The sequence below is a fragment of the Shewanella colwelliana genome (assembly GCF_001735525.1).
Lineage (GTDB): Bacteria > Pseudomonadota > Gammaproteobacteria > Enterobacterales > Shewanellaceae > Shewanella > Shewanella colwelliana.
In genome coordinates this window covers 66755-83073 of record NZ_MCBT01000003.1, presented here as the reverse complement: position 1 = coordinate 83073, position 16319 = coordinate 66755, and the positions used below count along the sequence as shown (strand labels likewise).

Here is a 16319-nt window from a genome sequence, read left to right as displayed (position 1 = left end):
CTGTCATGCGTGCCGAAGGCACACGGGTTCGAGTCCCGTCCGCTCCGCCAACATTACGATAAGCCCTAGCAGCAATGCTAGGGCTTTTTCGTATCTGGAATTCGCAAAAAACAAATCAGTAGTTCAGTTGGTTAGGGCTTTTTATTAGAGATAGTCGGCCTGTCATGCGTGCCGAAGGCACACGGGTTCGAGTCCCGTCCGCTCCGCCAACACAAAGACGAAAGCCTCTGCAGCAATGCAGAGGCTTTTTTCGTTATGGCGTCACGGATAAATTCACCCCAGCTACGCTAAAGCTTCGCGCTCGTATGCTTGTGGCTATCGCCACACTTGCCCACAAACATTACGATAAGCCCTAGCAACAATGCTAGGGCTTTTTCATGTCTGTTTTTCAGAGACATGGTCATGACTGTACAAGGTTAAATAGGTAACTCCTTGCTGACGGAGCGGTCACTTTTGACCATCCATGGTCGACATGACCTTTGTATATCATGCACTTCGTCGTTCAGTTGCTTAGACGCTCAGCATCGAAACGTCGGCCCGTCCTAATTGATGAAGGCAAGCCTGTCTCGTCAACATTATGATGGAAGCCTCAGGCGAAATGCTGTGGCTTTTTCGTTTGGCGAAGCTACCTCTTTAATCGGCATTAATCTGTACAAGCTTCGTATTTATAAGTTTATAGCTCGGAGATATTCCTCCATACACATTACGATATGCCTTAGCTAGAATGTCCGAGCCTAAATATCTGGTATTTCTCTAATTCAGCTGCCCCCTTGTCTTATCCGTATTTTTTCACGTATTAACGGCCTATTTAATATCTCAGCTTCTCTTGGGTAATCATCTTGCCATGGTCTATTCAACGGTTAGTATTCGATGCATATTGGTAGTCAGTTCTCTCACTTCTATAGAAAAAATAGAGTTTCCTTTTCCAAAGACGCTGGAGAATAATATTAATAGTGTGGTTAACGTTATGTTTTATATTAATAAAAATCTTCTCTGTTTTGTTGTTCATGTGTTTTGTTTTATTCATTGGTGATATATTGATTGGTGAAGAGAGCCTGCACAGGGAAGTTATGGCATAATCAGGGGCCGCATTTTCCTTTACCTTATGCTGGTTTATGCATGCTAATAATAAAAATTGATATTGGGTGATATCGCCTTTGCTTAGAGCTTTTTTTTGTCCCTCACTGTTAGTTATCACGCCCATTATCTGTGTGGTGTTATTTGCGCTGTCAATTGTGTCTATCTATTTTGTAGAACGTGATCAAAGTAGAAGCGATGTTTATAACAGCAAAATTCACGCCTTGTCTCAGCAGCTGTTGAGAATGGATCATATACTCTCTATTGCCACATTTCGTGAGGATTCTTCGCGTATAACGGAAGAGATATCGCTTGTAAGCAGTGATCTATGGATGTCTGTTTACACCTTAATTGATGATCAAGGTATTATTCGATTTGCCAACCATGCAGTGTGGAGTGAAAGTTCTGCGAGTTTGGTTATTGATGGATATAGCCATCAACTCCATCAGCAAGCGGTATTAGAAAAAGCATCTTTGATTCAATTCAATCGGCAGCGAAAGTCAATACAGGCTTATTACCCTATCGCGGTAGCTATGTCTGCTTTATCTGATGAGCAGCCAAATCTGATTTACCTGGAATACGATATCTCTCCAGCCCTCTCTGCTTCCGATGATGAAGTATTTATGCGGTTGGTGCGTATTGCATCAATTTTCGCGGTCGGTGGTGGACTCGCGTTGATACTTTTATATATCGGTGTACTTAGACCCATTAGGCTGCTTAATAGACAAGCGAGCGGTCTTCCAGTGGCCACTGGGGATTTCCATCCAATGCCATCACGATTTAGCGAAATTTCGGCGTTAGGCCATCATCTTTATGAATTTAAACAGCGTTATCATATTGGCGCTAAGCAGTTGAAGGATAGCGAGCAGCGCTGGCTATTTGCTGTAGAGGTTTCTCGCTACGGTATTTGGGATTGGAATTTAACTGATAACTCACTATTTTTGTCAGATAGATGGAAGGATATGCTTGGCTATAGTGCGGATACGCTTAAAGGTGAGTTAGCGACCTGGGAGAGCCGACTGCACCCAGAAGATAAGGCATCGACACTTGAGCTGCTGAACCAATACTTATCGGGTAAGTCTGATGAATTTGAGAGTGTACATCGTTTACGGCATAAGCAAGGGCACTATGTTTGGGTTTTAGATCGCGGTATGGCTGTAGAGTGGAGTGACAAAGGTAAGCCCGTCAGAATGATCGGGACCCTGTCTGATGTTACCGAAGATGTTCGGAATCAAAGAGCGGCACAGCATCAGACAAAACATGATCCACTCACCGATTTAGCTAACCGTAGGGCCTTAATGGATGTACTTTACGGTCTAACGCATGAAACAGACTACAGTGCATCACTGTTTATGGTTAACTTAGATAATTTCAAAGTGGTTAATGATGCGCTTGGGCATCATGGCGGTGACCGATTACTCATTCAAATTGCAGCAAGGTTGTCGAGCTACTTCTCCTCAAACGCATTGATTGCTAGATTGGGTGCTGATGAATTTGTGATATTAGTTAAACGATTGCCCAAAGATCCCGTTATAGCAGCTAAGCGTTCCCAAGCGGTAGCGAGCCAGCTTAGGCAATTGATTGCTCGTAGTTTTAGCATTAGTAATCATACGTTTAACCTCTCTGCTTGTGTCGGTACGACGATAATCAATAATGATGAAGATGTTGAACCGGAACAACATCTAAAGCGTGTCAGTTTGGCATTAGCCCAAGCGAAGGAGAATGGTCGAGATGGGTGTGTTCTCTATAGCAAAGAGATGGATAAGCAGGCCGAAAAGCATCTGCTGATTCGTACAGAATTAAACCATGCAATTGCTAGGGAGCAGTTATCATTGGTTTATCAACCACTCATTGCTCGTGATGGCTCGGTTGCGTCGGTTGAAGCATTACTGCGTTGGAATCATCCTCATCATGGGATGATATCTCCTGCTGAGTTCATTCCTATTGCTGAAGGTAGCGGATTAATTTTAGAGCTAGGGCGTTGGGTTTTACTGGAGGCTTGTCGTTTTATTCGTACAATGGAAATGCAAGGAATTGAGCCTCCGATGGTCTCTATTAACGTAAGTGCAAGACAGTTTAATCAGTTAGAATTTGCACAGAAATTATTGGCCGTTTTGAAGGGGCAAAATGTCGCGCCTAACAAAATTGAACTTGAGCTGACCGAGTACGCCTTATTGACCGATATTGCACAGGTCCGCCACTCAATGTGTTTACTTCGTGAGGCGGGTATTAGTATTGCGGTCGATGATTTTGGTACGGGTTATAGCTCTCTTAGTTATCTAAAGGGGCTGCCTTTGAATCGGTTAAAGCTTGATGCCAGCTTTATTCGAGATATGGCGGATGGCGATGCCTCAACCGCTATCGTTAAATCAGTTATCGATATGGCACATGGCCTAGATTTGAAGTTTGTAGCTGAAGGCGTAGAGATTCAGTCGCAGTTTGAGCAATTGTTAGATTTACAGTGTGACCTATTTCAGGGCTATCTGTTCCATCGGCCAATGAATGGCGAAGCATTGAAAGCCCTGCTATTAACAAATTGTAGTAAAACAAAAAAGGAAGTTAGCGCTACCTCTTAACGGTATCTGTTGAACGTTCTATTTTGTGTGTTCATCTAAAAACTGCATTAATGCTTTTAGGGCTATTGTGCGGGCCTGATCGCTTTCCATAAATATTTCATGGCGTGCATCGGTGATGCTGACTAGCTGACAATGTTTACCTGCTGCCCTATCCTGAGCCCGATTATCAACAATGGTGTCTTGGTCTGCCTGTAAAATTAAAATTGGGACAGTACTATTCTTTGCTGCGGTTCTTGCTTGTTCGGAAGCCTCGATTGCTTGCCATAGCCAACGATTCGTTGGGGAGCCTAGTTGTAAACTTGGCTGTTGAGCATAGAGCGCACGGTAAGCGTCATAGCGGTGCTGACTGTTCGTCAGATCATTTTTTTCAAAAGGGTCAGGGCTATAGTCCTTGCCGCCTAAGACATAGTTAGGCGCAGAACTTGAGTCATTATCTAACTTTTTGGCGAGCCAATGTATGAACGCCCTATTTGCCGGGAGAACAATACCATACATGGGGGCAGAGAATACTGCAGCTTTGAAGGTAGCAGGATGATGCTGTATATAGAGCGTACCAATGGTTCCGCCCATTGAGTGGCCCACAAGATAGAGTGCGTGGTGATGGGCTGGCTTGACTATAGTGTCGATGAAACAACTAAAATCCTTAACATAATCATCAAATCTGTCGATATGACCTTGATGTGGATTATGTGTTGTACGACTGGATAGGCCCTGACCACGATGGTCAATCGCGTAAATGCTATAGCCTAGTTGGTAGAGGTCATAGATTAATTCTTTATATTTTAAGTAGGTCTCGACTCGTCCACTACTGATAACAATTGCTTTTGTCGATGCAGGATTATGAACCCAGCAGTAAGCCAATTCTACACCATCGTTAACGGCGAGTATTTTGTGATTAATTTGCTGCCAGAAACGGTCTAAATTAGTGCTATCTAGCGCCATTTCTGAAGAAAATGTGAGCGAAGGTAGCTGATTAAGAGTGGGATTAGCAACAGTAGACATTGAGCTTTTAGCAATTGATGGGCAAGACCATGAGTGTAACATAGCATAGCCATTAAGCTGAATTTCAGTCCTGTTGGGTCCAGTGATTGATTCTGCAGAGTAGTGGGATCTCCACTACTCTGCATTGGAGTTAGGCTTTTGCTTTGTACTGGGCAATAAAGTCATCGATCTGCTGTTCTAGCAGTGCCATAGGTACGGAGCCGTTAGCCAGTATGGCGTCGTGGAAGGCGCGGATATCAAATTGAGTACCTAAAGCGGTTTCAGCTTTTTTACGTAAACGTTTAATGGTTAACTCACCCACCTTGTAGGACAGTGCTTGGCCTGGCCAAGAGATATAGCGGTCAATTTCGGTAGTCACATTATGCATTGAAAGTGCCGTATTGCTTGCCATAAAGTCGAGTGCTTGTTGTCGGCTCCATCCTTTTGAGTGCATGCCTGTGTCGACGACTAACCTTGCTGCGCGCCACATCTCATAGGTTAAACGTCCAAAATTACTGTAAGGGTCTTGATAAAAACCAGCTTCAAGGCCGAGAAATTCTGAGTAAAGCCCCCAACCTTCGCCAAAGGCTGAAATATAGCTATAACGTCTAAATTTGGGTAGCGAGTCTAGCTCTTGATTTAACGATATTTGTAGATGGTGTCCGGGCACTGCCTCATGCAGTGTTAGTGCCTCCATCTCATAAAGCGGGCGCTTGTCCAATGCATAGGTATTAACCCAGTAGTAACCTGGCTCATCATCTCTATTAGACCCAGAATAGCGTCCGGTAGTGTATTTTGGGGCTATCTCGGCAGGCACCTCTTGAATACCATATGGCGTACGAGGTAGCTTGCCAAAATATTTTGGTAGCATGGCATCGGCTTTCTTGGCGATATAGGCGGCTTCTTTGAGTAGTTCCTCTGCTGTTTTGGGGTAGAACTGTGGATCGGTGCGTAGAAAGTGCAGGAACGCTGAAAAATCGCCGTTAAAGCCCACTTCATCTATGATGGTTTGCATCTCTGCGCGAATACGTTTGACCTCTTTAAGTCCAAGTTGATGAACTTGCTCTGCGGTCATGGGTAAGGTGGTGTAGTAGCGTACTCGATTTTCATAGAAAGCATTACCGTCTGGTAGGCTCGATGTAGCAATAGAAGTGCGAGCGCCTGGAATATAGGTTTCGGTCATAAATTGGTAGTAGGTCTGATAGGTCGGTAGCACTGTGTTTTTGACTAACTCTTTACCTAGCTTGGTTAAACGTGCTTTTTGCTCGGCACTAAAGTGCTTGGGGTATTGTGTAAATGGCTTGTAATAGCCACTTTCCTCAACTGGAACGATAAAGGCGCTAATACTCTCTTCAAACCCGTTTAATACCACTTTCGCAGGAGTAATACCGGCTGATAAGCCCTGCTGAAGCCAGTATGTTTGCTGGGCAAAATATTTAGGTAGTGCTTTGAGCTTAGCAATGTAATCTTGGTAGTCTTGCTCGCTCTTGAAGCGTGCTTTGGCTATCGAGGCAATATAAGCGTGGAAGCCACTTTCTGCTGAGATAGGTAGGTAGTGATCTTTATAACGATAGAGGTCGACACTGTTTTGTAACTGGTACTGCAATATCTGAGCATTGATCTTGTCTTCTTTAGAGAGTGAAGATAAGTCCAATCGTTTAAGGGAGGCGAGCAGGGCTTTCTCTGCTCCAAATGTCTTTTGTAATGCCGCGGGGGATAGGTCGGCTAGTTTACCCGCGGCACTTTTATCGCCCTGTGAATACGCTAAATCTGGGCTAGAATTTAATCTAAGTTGCCAAGCACTATCTATAATGGATTGCAGGTTACTGCTAGCCTGATTCGTGGATTGATTTGCTTTGCTGTCACTCTGCTGGGTAGCATCTTTGGCGGCATTATTGTAATCCGATGTCGTGGTGTTAAGTTGGCACGCACTGAGGCTTAATATGAGAAGGCTGGGCCCAACGAGCTTGTACATGAGAGTCTCCCTTAATTATTTTTTTATTTGTTCAGGGATTATGCACGAATTGCTCTTAGAACGTCATAATTGGTAGCGATAAATGTGTTAATTAGATTTCTTAAGCCATGACAAGCAAGGTTGTTGGATGACATTAATTGTAAGTCTTACCGTTTTGTTTTGTGCTGGTTAGCACTAGAGACTTGATACAAAAAAGCCGGTGATCACTCACCGGCTTTTCTAGATATCTAAAAGGCTAGATCACACGAGAGAACTGTTGTTGGCGTGCTTTGTCACGATAATACACATCAAAACAGATACAGATGTTACGGATCAAGAGACGACCCGTGTTGCTAATAGTGATCTTACGATCTGTGATATCTACCAGCTTATCATCAATAAACGTTTGCAGTAGTTTAAGATCTTCAACAAAGTATTCTTCAAAGTTAATACCTAGTTGTTGTTCAATCTTGGCCATATCGAGATCGAAGTGACAGATTAATTGCTTAATCACCACGCGACGAATTTCATCATCACGGTTGAGTTTACAGCCTTTCCATAATGCGTGACCCGATTCATCGACCGACTCATAGTAAGGGCGAATATCTTTTTGGTTTTGTGCATAGCAATCGCCAATCTGGCTGATTGATGAGACACCTAGACCGAGTAGATCACACTCTTCTTGAGTGGTATAGCCTTGGAAATTACGATGTAGACGACCTTCATTTTGCAAAATCGATAGCTCGTCGTCAGGCTTAGCAAAGTGATCCATGCCAATATATTGGTAACCTGCACCCGTTAAGGTTTCGATCGTCTGATGCAGCATGTCGAGCTTTTGCTGTGGCGAAGCGAGGTCTTCATCTTTAATCTTACGCTGCGCAGCAAAGCGTGCTGGCAGATGCGCGTAGTTGAACACAGAGAGACGGTCCGGCGATAAATCTAGGACACGCTGCATGGTTTCTGCAAAAGTCTCAGGTGTCTGATGTGGCAAGCCATAGATAAGATCTATATTCGTTGACACAAAGCCCATTGCTTTTGCTTTTGCCATCAAGTCGAAGATAAACTGCTCATCTTGCTCGCGATTGACCGCAATTTGAACTTTCTTATTGAAATCCTGTACGCCGATAGAGATACGGTTAAAGCCAGCTTCTTTGAGGGTATCTAACATCGATAGCTCAATTTCACGTGGATCGACTTCAATAGAGTATTCGCCTTCATCCGCAACGTTGAAATGCTCTTTGATCAGTGCGGATAGTTTTAAAATTTGCTCAGGGTTGAGAAAAGTCGGCGTGCCGCCGCCCCAATGGATCTGTGTGACGAGATAATGCTTAAATAGTGGCGCGCGTTTTACTATTTCTGCAGCCAGATATTCAATATATTGATCGGCTTTATGCTGGTGACGAGTAATAACTTTATTACAGCCACAGTAGTAGCAAAGCTTGGCGCAGAAAGGAATGTGGATATAGAGCGAAAGCTTATCACTTTTGCTGTTTTTAATAGACGTCAGCAGATCATCTTCGGCAAAAGAGTCGTCAAATTCCAGTGCGGTCGGATAAGAAGTATAACGGGGACCGCTGTAATTATATTTTTCGATCATCGACTGATCCCAACTAATTTGGGTGGGCTGCTTCAAGGCGTGTCCTCCGAAGGTGGTAATTTAGCAACTAACGAAGTATGCAATGTTATTGATTGAATAACATTGATCCATGTTGCAAATTGGCACTGCAATTAATAATTGCTGCTGAATATGGTTCAAAATTGGGGGAATGTCTGTGGCGTTTAGTCGTTTTTGTGCACAGCTTCACGCCATCACATCAGCTAACGTGATGGGCGTAGTCTTTTGCCAGTTGTTGAACCTCTTCTAAAATAAGAGGTTCAAGTGCGGCTTCCGATTTCATTCGTGCTAAATCGAGCTTCATACGAGCTTGCTTATCGAGTGCTTTTCTAGCATCCATAATCGGATGTTTTTCAATGATGTCAAAGTGTTTGAACAGTGAAGGGTAATGGCTGTTAACCTCTTGGGTCAGGTTAAGCAGGCCAAATAACTTGCCAATGCGCATCACACCTTCAGAGAGTTCACATCTATCTTCTAACATGGCGACGGCAATATAGTGGATATCGCCTTGCAGTGCTTTCTCTTTTGCTGCAGTAGCTGCTTGTTGCGCTGTTAACAATGCTTGCTGTTGGCGAGTTTGCTGTCTTACTTTAAGCAGTAGATTGGCGGCATAAGCTGAGAGCAGCAAGATAATAGTAGAGCCAATGATGATAAGCGCTGTAGTCATGTCAGATCCTGTTATACAACTTTATTAAATGCCAGATATAGAAATGGCATCGAATTCGATGCCATTAACGTAATGTGGACTAACTTAGTCTTTATTTTGATAATCTTTCAATAGATCGGCACCCGATTCAAACTGTTGAAGAAGGTCATCATCAGAACGCGTCGCTGTTTTTACAACATGCTCAAGGTCGTCTTCTTCGGTAATGCCTAAACGTTCCATTAAGCGCTCAATTTCTGACAGCTGCTTCTCTAGCCAAGTTTGATCTGCCTCGTTGAGTTCTCTGCCCTCTTCAAGCATATCCAGTAACAAGTTAAGGCGTGGATCATCTTCAAGTTTTAACAGCTTCTGCTCATCACTGAGCTTAGGCGTTGCCGCTTTGGCTTTCTTCTCTACGGGTTTAGCGTCTGGCAGGTTAAGTTGCACTGGCTTCTTGCTGCCATGGCGCGGATCTTTTGCTTTCTGTGTTCCACCAAGAGACTGTTGGATCTGCTTTTCGTCATGACGACTGCCCGCTTTATTGCCTGAATTCTGCTTCTTACCACTTAGTGCGCGGTCTTCTTTCTTCGTTCTTGGCTGTCGTTTAGGCGCATTTTCATTGATTTTGCGCGTTTTTTTACGGGACATAGCATTAATCTCAACTACAAAAATATCGTGAACTTATCTTATCTGATGTCAGATAAGTGAACTTGGGTCGCGTGTTATATCAGATTTTGATGGTTTTTGCACCAAAATGAGATCGTTTGATGCGAATAATAGCTTAAAGTCAGCTTGCTGAGCTAGAAATTGAAAGGTTGCCTGCTGATAAAAGCTAACGTGGGTTAAATTATTCTTGTGATGCCACTTAGCAAATCCGTTTAACTGGACTAATAGTTGTGTGTTAATCGCTATCCAACCCCCTGGTTTTAGGATTGAGCAGAGTAAGTTCCACTCTTTATTAGGAAAACGAAAGTGCTCGAATACCTTGTAGCAGGCGATGAAATCATATTGCTGCTTTAACAAGCTATGGTCGGGGGCAAAGAAAGGATCGTATTGATAGAGTTGGTGGCCCCGTTGAGAAATAGTATTGACCACACTGGTCTCGAGAGTGCGACCAAAATTGAGGCCTAGCAAAGGTTGTGTGGTTTGTTGTGCGCACTGTTCAAGTAAGCTCATCACAAATTGCTGTAATGCCTTGTGCTTATTAGCTGCTGTTTGATATTTATTTAATTCAGCTGCCGGGGGGAGGTGAGAGTTGGCGTCGGCAAAAAGGAGTTCACATGCTTTACAGCGATAGATAGCACGTTTTCTGTCTTGATAGAAAGGTACGCAGTTATCATTGCTACACAGGGGACATCTTCGCATTGGTGTGAAGTGACTCTCTTAATGATTTAGATGGTATATAGTTTGCCATAAAAAAAGGCGACAGTATTACTGTCGCCTTCCAAAAAGTACCAAAGGTACTCAATTCTGATTCCAAGTTTCCATACTTGCTATGCGACCTTCCCAGTCGGATTCCATCTTATTTTTTAGTCTGCTTCCATGCATAGTTTTTCGTTATTGGTCTTCCAGACACTTTTTTTATTTCCCTGTTGCCTTCCTGACCACAGCTTCCGTAGATGGTCTTCTTGACACATCACAATCCATATCGTCATCTATGACGCCAAATAAACCATCCTTGTCGGTATTGCTTTAAGTTCAGCAATGAGCAGTTAAACTGTCTTCTGAACGTGTAAGGGAGAGTGCTAATTAGCGCATTGGCCTTCCTAACCAATATCCTTACCTAAATATTTATGACCAGACTTCAATGTTGAAGTACGACTCTTATTATTTTTAGTGAGTGGTCTAAGTATTATTATTGTTATTGCTTATCTTTATTCTTATATCTTAAATGTTTACATACCGAAATCTGAAAGCTGTTATTAGATAGATTTTATACAATCAGTTGGGTTCACCTCGGTACGGGCACAATTAAACCGAAATCTGTGATCTATGTCAAGCGACATTTTTATTCAGTTTACGTAAACGTAAACCTGGTGTTGTAAAAAAGGGCAGCAAAGCTACCCCTTCATTGCACCAGTAAAGTTTACTTAATGCTTGATATATATTTAGATAATGCTTCGATATCTTCGCTTGTCAGCTTCTTAGCGACATCTTGCATCATGCCATTTAAGTCGTTGTTACGAGTTGTATCATGGAACTTATTTAGCTGGATCTTGATATAATTGGCATGTTGACCAGCGATGGCTGGGAAGCCTGCTGCTTCAGAACCTTGTCCACTTGGACCATGACAAGCGATACAAGCTGTGATGCCACGAACCATGTCACCACCTTTGTAAAGCTGTTCGCCTAGCTCTGGCACATCTTTAACATCAGCCATAACCAAGGTTTGTGCATTGAAGTAAGCTGAAAGATCTTCAATATCTTGATCGCTTAAGGCTGCTGCCATAGCGCTCATCATGGGATCGTTACGACCCTCTTTACCACCAGTGTGAGCGGCTTGACGAAGATCGTGTAGTTGCTTATTAAGGTAAGTTACTTGTTGACCTGCAAGTTTTGGGTACATGTCTATCATGCTGTTACCATCAACACCGTGACAGGCAGAACAAACGATTGCTTTAGTCTTTCCCGCTTCAGCATCACCTGCTGCGAGAGCCGGAGTTGATAATGTGGCTAAAATTGATAGCGCAATAGCTAACTTTTTCATGGCGTTCCAACTTTTAGTTAAATTTTTTGTCCTGAGCTTACGAGAGTGACCTGCAAGCGTGATAAAATGTGATTTATGTGATCGGAGTAATATTTTACACGAAATTGTGCAAATGTAAGCAACTCTTCGATATTAAAACTGAAGAATAAACAAATTTTGGAGTGGGTAGTGACTGATTCTCGTATTGATTTTCGACAGGCTAAGTTTTTGATCAGTGCGCCTGACATTGCTCATCTCAATGAGCACTTGCCTGGTGACGTGGGGGTAGAGATCGCTTTCGCTGGTCGCTCGAATGCTGGTAAGTCGAGCGCATTGAACCAACTAACCGAACAAAAGAGCTTAGCTCGTACCAGTAAAACCCCAGGTCGAACGCAATTAATCAATGTATTTGCATTAGACGAACATCGTCGATTGGTGGATTTACCGGGTTATGGTTTTGCTCAAGTTCCTTTGGCGCTAAAGAAAAAATGGCAACAGGCATTAGGTCAATATTTACAAGAACGTGAATGTTTAAGTGGCCTCGTTGTGTTAATGGATATTCGTCACCCGTTGAAAGATTTAGATGTTCAGATGATTGAATGGGCGGTAGACAGTCAAATTCCGGTGCTTGCGCTGCTGACAAAGTGTGACAAACTCGCTCAGAGCGCACGGATGAAGATGGTTAACGAGGTGCGTAAAGCGCTGGCTGATTTTGGGGATGCGGTAAAGGTTGAACCATTTTCTTCATTAAAGGGGACTGGTAAACCTAAAGTGCTTGGGATTTTAAATGAGTGGTGTCATCCCGATTGGTTAGTTGAGGCGCTTGCTGAGGAAGATCAAGAATAAGGACAATGTGTTAAATAGGGCTCATGACGCTTCCGTAATGGAGGCGTTTTTTTTGGGCTGAAGATAAGTATGTTGTGGTAGATAAAAAAAGCCGACGGCATAGGCCATCGGCTAAAAAAATAGCTCTTTTGGGGAGAAGCTAAATTTCAACAAGACTCAAGTACCATCAACCTCTAATTGATGGCGCTCAATGTCGATAGCATATCGCGAATTGAAACTTAGTTAAAGTATTTGCTCTAAAATAAATTTCAGACGAAAAAAAGCCCCAGCAAATAATTTGCTGGGGCGCCATAATTTGGCTGTTCACTTAACGTGAAATAAAAAGGTCTGAAAGATAGAACATCTTAACCTCTGTACCCTACGCAGAGAATAATACTGCATTGGACGTATTATGGGAAACTGTTTTTTATAAAAAACGACAATAATGTGACCTGTCTCTAACTATTTGTTTAATTAAACATCGATTTTTGATCCGAAATTTACATTTTAGGCTTATAAAATAACTGTTTAGCTATAATCTCGGGGTATGTAGCTAAGTGTATCAATCGAGTCCTATTAAGGATTTTATTAGATTTGTTATTATTTACAGTTGGTTAATAAGCTTAGGGCTGCTTATTGAGGAGGGAATGATATTGCTTATGGTGGATAGTCCTGTGTGATTGATGTGGAGCAGGAGATAAAGAATTTGTTATTTAGGCATCACAATTGAGCGTTCAGAGGGTTTAATCGCTAGCGAAAGGACCGCGCTTTGGAGGAGTGTTGGCGCAATGTTCTTGCGGTGCTGTATCCTAACCAATCGTTCAAAACCTGATCCAGCTTTCTAAATAATTATTATTTTCTCAGTTTATGGGTATGCATAAAGGGTGTTTACAACCTCTGAGGGTGAGTGGGTGGAATGGATAAAGTATTAAATAAACCGTCCAGGCCCTGTTGACCGCAACACGTAAAGGCTATGCATAAGGGTAAAAGTTGGCCTTTTAAGCCTGCTATCTCTTCGGTGGATGAACTTAAAAGAGATCAAGCATTCCTGACCGTATTGTCCATCTTGAATCGGCCATTATCTTATGCCTGCAGAGTTTTCTAGCTCTAGATAGAAAAAAGCCTCATCGACGTGAGGCTTTTTGTGCGTAAATTGACGGTTAGCTTAGTGCGCTTGTTCCCAGTTGTCGCCAATGCCGGCTTCCGCGAGTAGCTCAACATCTAAATCGGCTGCCTGAGCCATAAGATGGCAAACTTTTAGCTTGAGCTGCTCAGCTTTATCACTGTCTACTTCAAAGACCAGTTCATCGTGCACTTGCATCATCATGGTGATTTCACCATCTGTTTCATTTGTTATCCAGTCGGCAATTTTTAGCATCGCTTTTTTGATGATGTCTGCTGCAGTGCCTTGCATTGGTGCGTTGATGGCTGCACGTTCAGCTGCTTGACGGCGCATAGCGTTTCTATCTTTAATCGCAGGTAAGTAGAGGCGGCGACCAAATAATGTCGATACATAACCCAGATCAGCGGCTTCTGCGCGGGTATCTTCCATATATTTAAGAACACCCGGATAGCGCTTAAAGTAGATGTCGATATATTGCTGTGCTTCGGCGCGCGGGATGTCTAATTGGCGAGCTAACCCAAAGGCTGACATGCCGTAGATTAGGCCAAAGTTAACCGCTTTCGCTCGACGGCGCTGTTCTGTAGTGACGTCATCAAAATCAACGCTAAACACTTCAGCAGCTGTGGCGCGGTGAATATCTTTTCCTTCTTCAAAGGCTGCTAGCAGCCCTTTGTCCTGTGATAAATGCGCCATTATGCGTAGTTCGATTTGCGAATAATCGGCCGCCAACACCTTACGCCCCTCTTGGGCGATAAAAGCATGGCGAATACGACGACCCTCTTCAGTGCGGATAGGAATGTTTTGCAGGTTTGGCTCACTAGAGGATAAGCGTCCAGTTGCCGCGTTTGCTTGATGATAGCTAGTGTGGACGCGGCCTGTTTTGGCATCCACCATCAGCGGCAGTTTATCTGTGTAGGTGCTCTTAAGCTTGGATAGACTGCGGTGTTCGAGCAATATTTTTGGCAATGGGTAATCCAATGCTAGCTCGACTAAAACCTCTTCAGCTGTTGACGGAGCCCCTTTGGGCGTCTTTTTAATAACCGGATAACCAAGTTTCTCAAAAAACAGGGTTTGTAGCTGTTTCGTCGAGCTGAGGTTAAAGGTTTCACCCGCTATCTCGTAAGCTTTCTGTTCTAACTCATCTATTTTGCGTGCGAGTTCATCACTTTGTTGGCCGAGTAGCATACTATCAATCAACACACCTTGGCGCTCTATTGCAGATAATACCGAGACCAAGGGGAGTTCTATTTCTGTAAATACCGACGCAAGCTGTGGTGCTTTTTCCAGTCTTGGCCATAGATGCTGATGCAATCGTAAGGTGATATCAGCATCTTCAGCTGCATAGGGCGCTGCGGTTTCCAGTGGTATTTGATTAAAGGTTAGTTGCTTAACGCCTTTGCCGGCTACCTCTTCGAAGCTAATGTTCTTATGACCTAAGTATTTAAGTGCCAGATCATCCATATTATGCTTGGATGCAACTGAGTTGAACACGTAAGACTCAAGCATGGTGTCGAAAGCGATTCCGCGTAATGAGATGCCGACGTTAGCTAAAATGCTCATATCATATTTAAGGTTTTGGCCCACTTTTTTAATGTTGGCATCTTCTAATAAGGGTTTGAGTTTAGCCAATGCAATTTCTGTGTCGAGTTGCTCTGGTGCGCCGGGATAATCATGTGCCAAGGGTAGGTAAGCTGCAGTACCTGGGGCGGTGGCAAAAGAGAGTCCAACCAGTTTTGCTTGCATATAGTTGAGGCTGGTGGTCTCAGTGTCGAGTGAAAATAGCTCGGCATTAGCGAGTTTTTCAATCCATTCATCGAGTATGTCCCAACTTAAAATGGTGGTGTAGTCAGTCGTGATATTTTGCGGAACAGGTGCGCTATCATCGCTGCTTGAGTCGACCGTTGCTGTGTTCTTAGTACCTTTATCACCAAGAACTTCCGCAAGCCAGCGCTTGAACTCCATTTCACCATAACATTTGATCAGTTCATCTTTGTCCGCTGGGGTGATGGTGAGTTGGTGCCAGTCTTGTTCTAATTCGACATCAAGCTTAATGGTGGCGAGTTCGTAAGATAGCTTAAGCATGTCGCCATGTTCGGCAATTTTTGCCGGCATGGTCTTAGAGCCTCTAAAGCCCAGGTCCGGCAGCTTTTCGGGGGTCGCCAATATCTGCTCAATGCTTCCAAGTCCAGTTAACATGGCCAATGCTGTTTTTTCGCCAACACCAGGTAGTCCTGGTATGTTATCTGCCTTGTCTCCCTGCAGAGCGAGTAGGTCGATGATGAGCTCTGGGCCAACACCAAACTTTTCGGTGACTTCATTGGGTCCTAAGATGGTATTTGTCATAGTGTTGATTAAGGTGACATTGTCATCAACAAGTTGAGCCATATCTTTATCACCAGTGCTGATAAGGACGGCTCGGCCTTCTTTACTGGCTTGGGTGGCTATAGTGCCAATTACATCATCAGCTTCCACGCCAGGAATACAGACTAATGGCAGACCTAGGGCTCGAATAATACGATGTAGAGGTTCGATCTGTGTCCTCAGATCATCTGGCATTGGCGGCCGATGTGCCTTGTAGTCGGCGTACATATCGTTGCGGAAGGTTTTACCTTTCGCATCAAAGACCACCGCCATTTGCGATGGCTGATATTGATTTAGCAAGCTGCGCAGCATATTGATTACGCCGTAAACTGCGCCTGTGGCTTCACCTTTTGAGTTGGTCAGGTGAGGAGGTGCATAGTAAGCGCGGTAAAGATAAGACGATCCATCCACAAGCACGAGCGGGTTTTCAGCAATAGTTGGCATAATTTCAATTCATTTATCGGGTTTCGATGATGGC

10 protein-coding genes are annotated in these 16319 nt (G+C 43.6%); 2 read left to right on the top strand and 8 right to left on the bottom strand.

Translation table 11 applies throughout. The annotated features are described in order from the left end of the window. Positions 1-1322 precede the first annotated feature (1322 nt). Entirely contained in the window at positions 1323-3653 is a 2331-nt protein-coding gene (locus tag BEL05_RS01805) for a putative bifunctional diguanylate cyclase/phosphodiesterase (protein ID WP_245686919.1), read from the top strand. Between the two features lie 18 nt (positions 3654-3671). On the opposite strand, the gene BEL05_RS01800 is transcribed toward BEL05_RS01805, so the two are convergent. The 7 genes from BEL05_RS01800 to BEL05_RS01770 all read right to left on the bottom strand — a co-directional run bounded on the left by BEL05_RS01800 (position 3672) and on the right by BEL05_RS01770 (position 11553). Further along, positions 3672-4655, bottom strand: a complete 984-nt coding sequence (locus tag BEL05_RS01800; RefSeq protein WP_069670096.1) for an alpha/beta fold hydrolase — start codon at positions 4653-4655, stop codon at positions 3672-3674. Positions 4656-4785: 130 nt separating this feature from the next. Next, a complete protein-coding gene (locus tag BEL05_RS01795) occupies positions 4786-6609 on the bottom strand; it encodes a DUF885 domain-containing protein (protein WP_069670091.1) in 1824 nt (607 codons plus the stop codon). 235 nt (positions 6610-6844) lie between these two features. Next, positions 6845-8221 (bottom strand): oxygen-independent coproporphyrinogen III oxidase, encoded by a 1377-nt coding sequence (gene hemN, locus BEL05_RS01790; protein ID WP_083250277.1) that lies wholly within the window; start codon positions 8219-8221, stop codon positions 6845-6847. A 181-nt stretch (positions 8222-8402) separates the two neighbouring features. Beyond that, positions 8403-8870 (bottom strand): DUF2489 domain-containing protein, encoded by a 468-nt coding sequence (locus BEL05_RS01785; RefSeq protein ID WP_028764526.1) that lies wholly within the window; start codon positions 8868-8870, stop codon positions 8403-8405. Between the two features lie 84 nt (positions 8871-8954). Further along, on the bottom strand, positions 8955-9494 hold the full coding sequence (gene yihI / locus BEL05_RS01780) for a Der GTPase-activating protein YihI (protein WP_028764527.1): 540 nt from the start codon (positions 9492-9494) through the stop codon (positions 8955-8957). Positions 9495-9542: 48 nt separating this feature from the next. Beyond that, positions 9543-10211 (bottom strand): methyltransferase domain-containing protein, encoded by a 669-nt coding sequence (locus tag BEL05_RS01775; protein ID WP_028764528.1) that lies wholly within the window; start codon positions 10209-10211, stop codon positions 9543-9545. Between the two features lie 721 nt (positions 10212-10932). Beyond that, on the bottom strand, positions 10933-11553 hold the full coding sequence (locus BEL05_RS01770) for a c-type cytochrome (RefSeq protein WP_069670090.1): 621 nt from the start codon (positions 11551-11553) through the stop codon (positions 10933-10935). A 168-nt stretch (positions 11554-11721) separates the two neighbouring features. Here BEL05_RS01770 and yihA point away from each other — a divergent pair, with 168 nt between their 5' ends. Beyond that, complete coding sequence (gene yihA / locus BEL05_RS01765; RefSeq protein ID WP_028764530.1) at positions 11722-12378, top strand: ribosome biogenesis GTP-binding protein YihA/YsxC; 657 nt, start codon at positions 11722-11724, stop codon at positions 12376-12378. Between the two features lie 1144 nt (positions 12379-13522). On the opposite strand, the gene polA is transcribed toward yihA, so the two are convergent. Next, positions 13523-16285 carry a DNA polymerase I gene (polA, locus tag BEL05_RS01760; protein WP_069670089.1) on the bottom strand — a complete coding sequence of 921 codons (2763 nt, stop codon included), beginning with the start codon at positions 16283-16285 and terminating at the stop codon, positions 13523-13525. Positions 16286-16319 lie beyond the last annotated feature (34 nt).

What these genes read in the sequence shown, in the direction of transcription:
- BEL05_RS01770 (WP_069670090.1), bottom strand. Translation starts at nt 11,553, where the DNA reads ATGAAAAAGTTAGCTATTGCGCTATCAATTTTAGCCACATTATCAACT.
- BEL05_RS01805 (WP_245686919.1), top strand. Translation starts at nt 1,323, where the DNA reads ATGGATCATATACTCTCTATTGCCACATTTCGTGAGGATTCTTCGCGT.
- yihI (WP_028764527.1), bottom strand. Translation starts at nt 9,494, where the DNA reads ATGTCCCGTAAAAAAACGCGCAAAATCAATGAAAATGCGCCTAAACGA.
- BEL05_RS01775 (WP_028764528.1), bottom strand. Translation starts at nt 10,211, where the DNA reads ATGCGAAGATGTCCCCTGTGTAGCAATGATAACTGCGTACCTTTCTAT.
- BEL05_RS01785 (WP_028764526.1), bottom strand. Translation starts at nt 8,870, where the DNA reads ATGACTACAGCGCTTATCATCATTGGCTCTACTATTATCTTGCTGCTC.
- BEL05_RS01795 (WP_069670091.1), bottom strand. Translation starts at nt 6,609, where the DNA reads ATGTACAAGCTCGTTGGGCCCAGCCTTCTCATATTAAGCCTCAGTGCG.
- BEL05_RS01800 (WP_069670096.1), bottom strand. Translation starts at nt 4,655, where the DNA reads ATGTCTACTGTTGCTAATCCCACTCTTAATCAGCTACCTTCGCTCACA.
- polA (WP_069670089.1), bottom strand. Translation starts at nt 16,285, where the DNA reads ATGCCAACTATTGCTGAAAACCCGCTCGTGCTTGTGGATGGATCGTCT.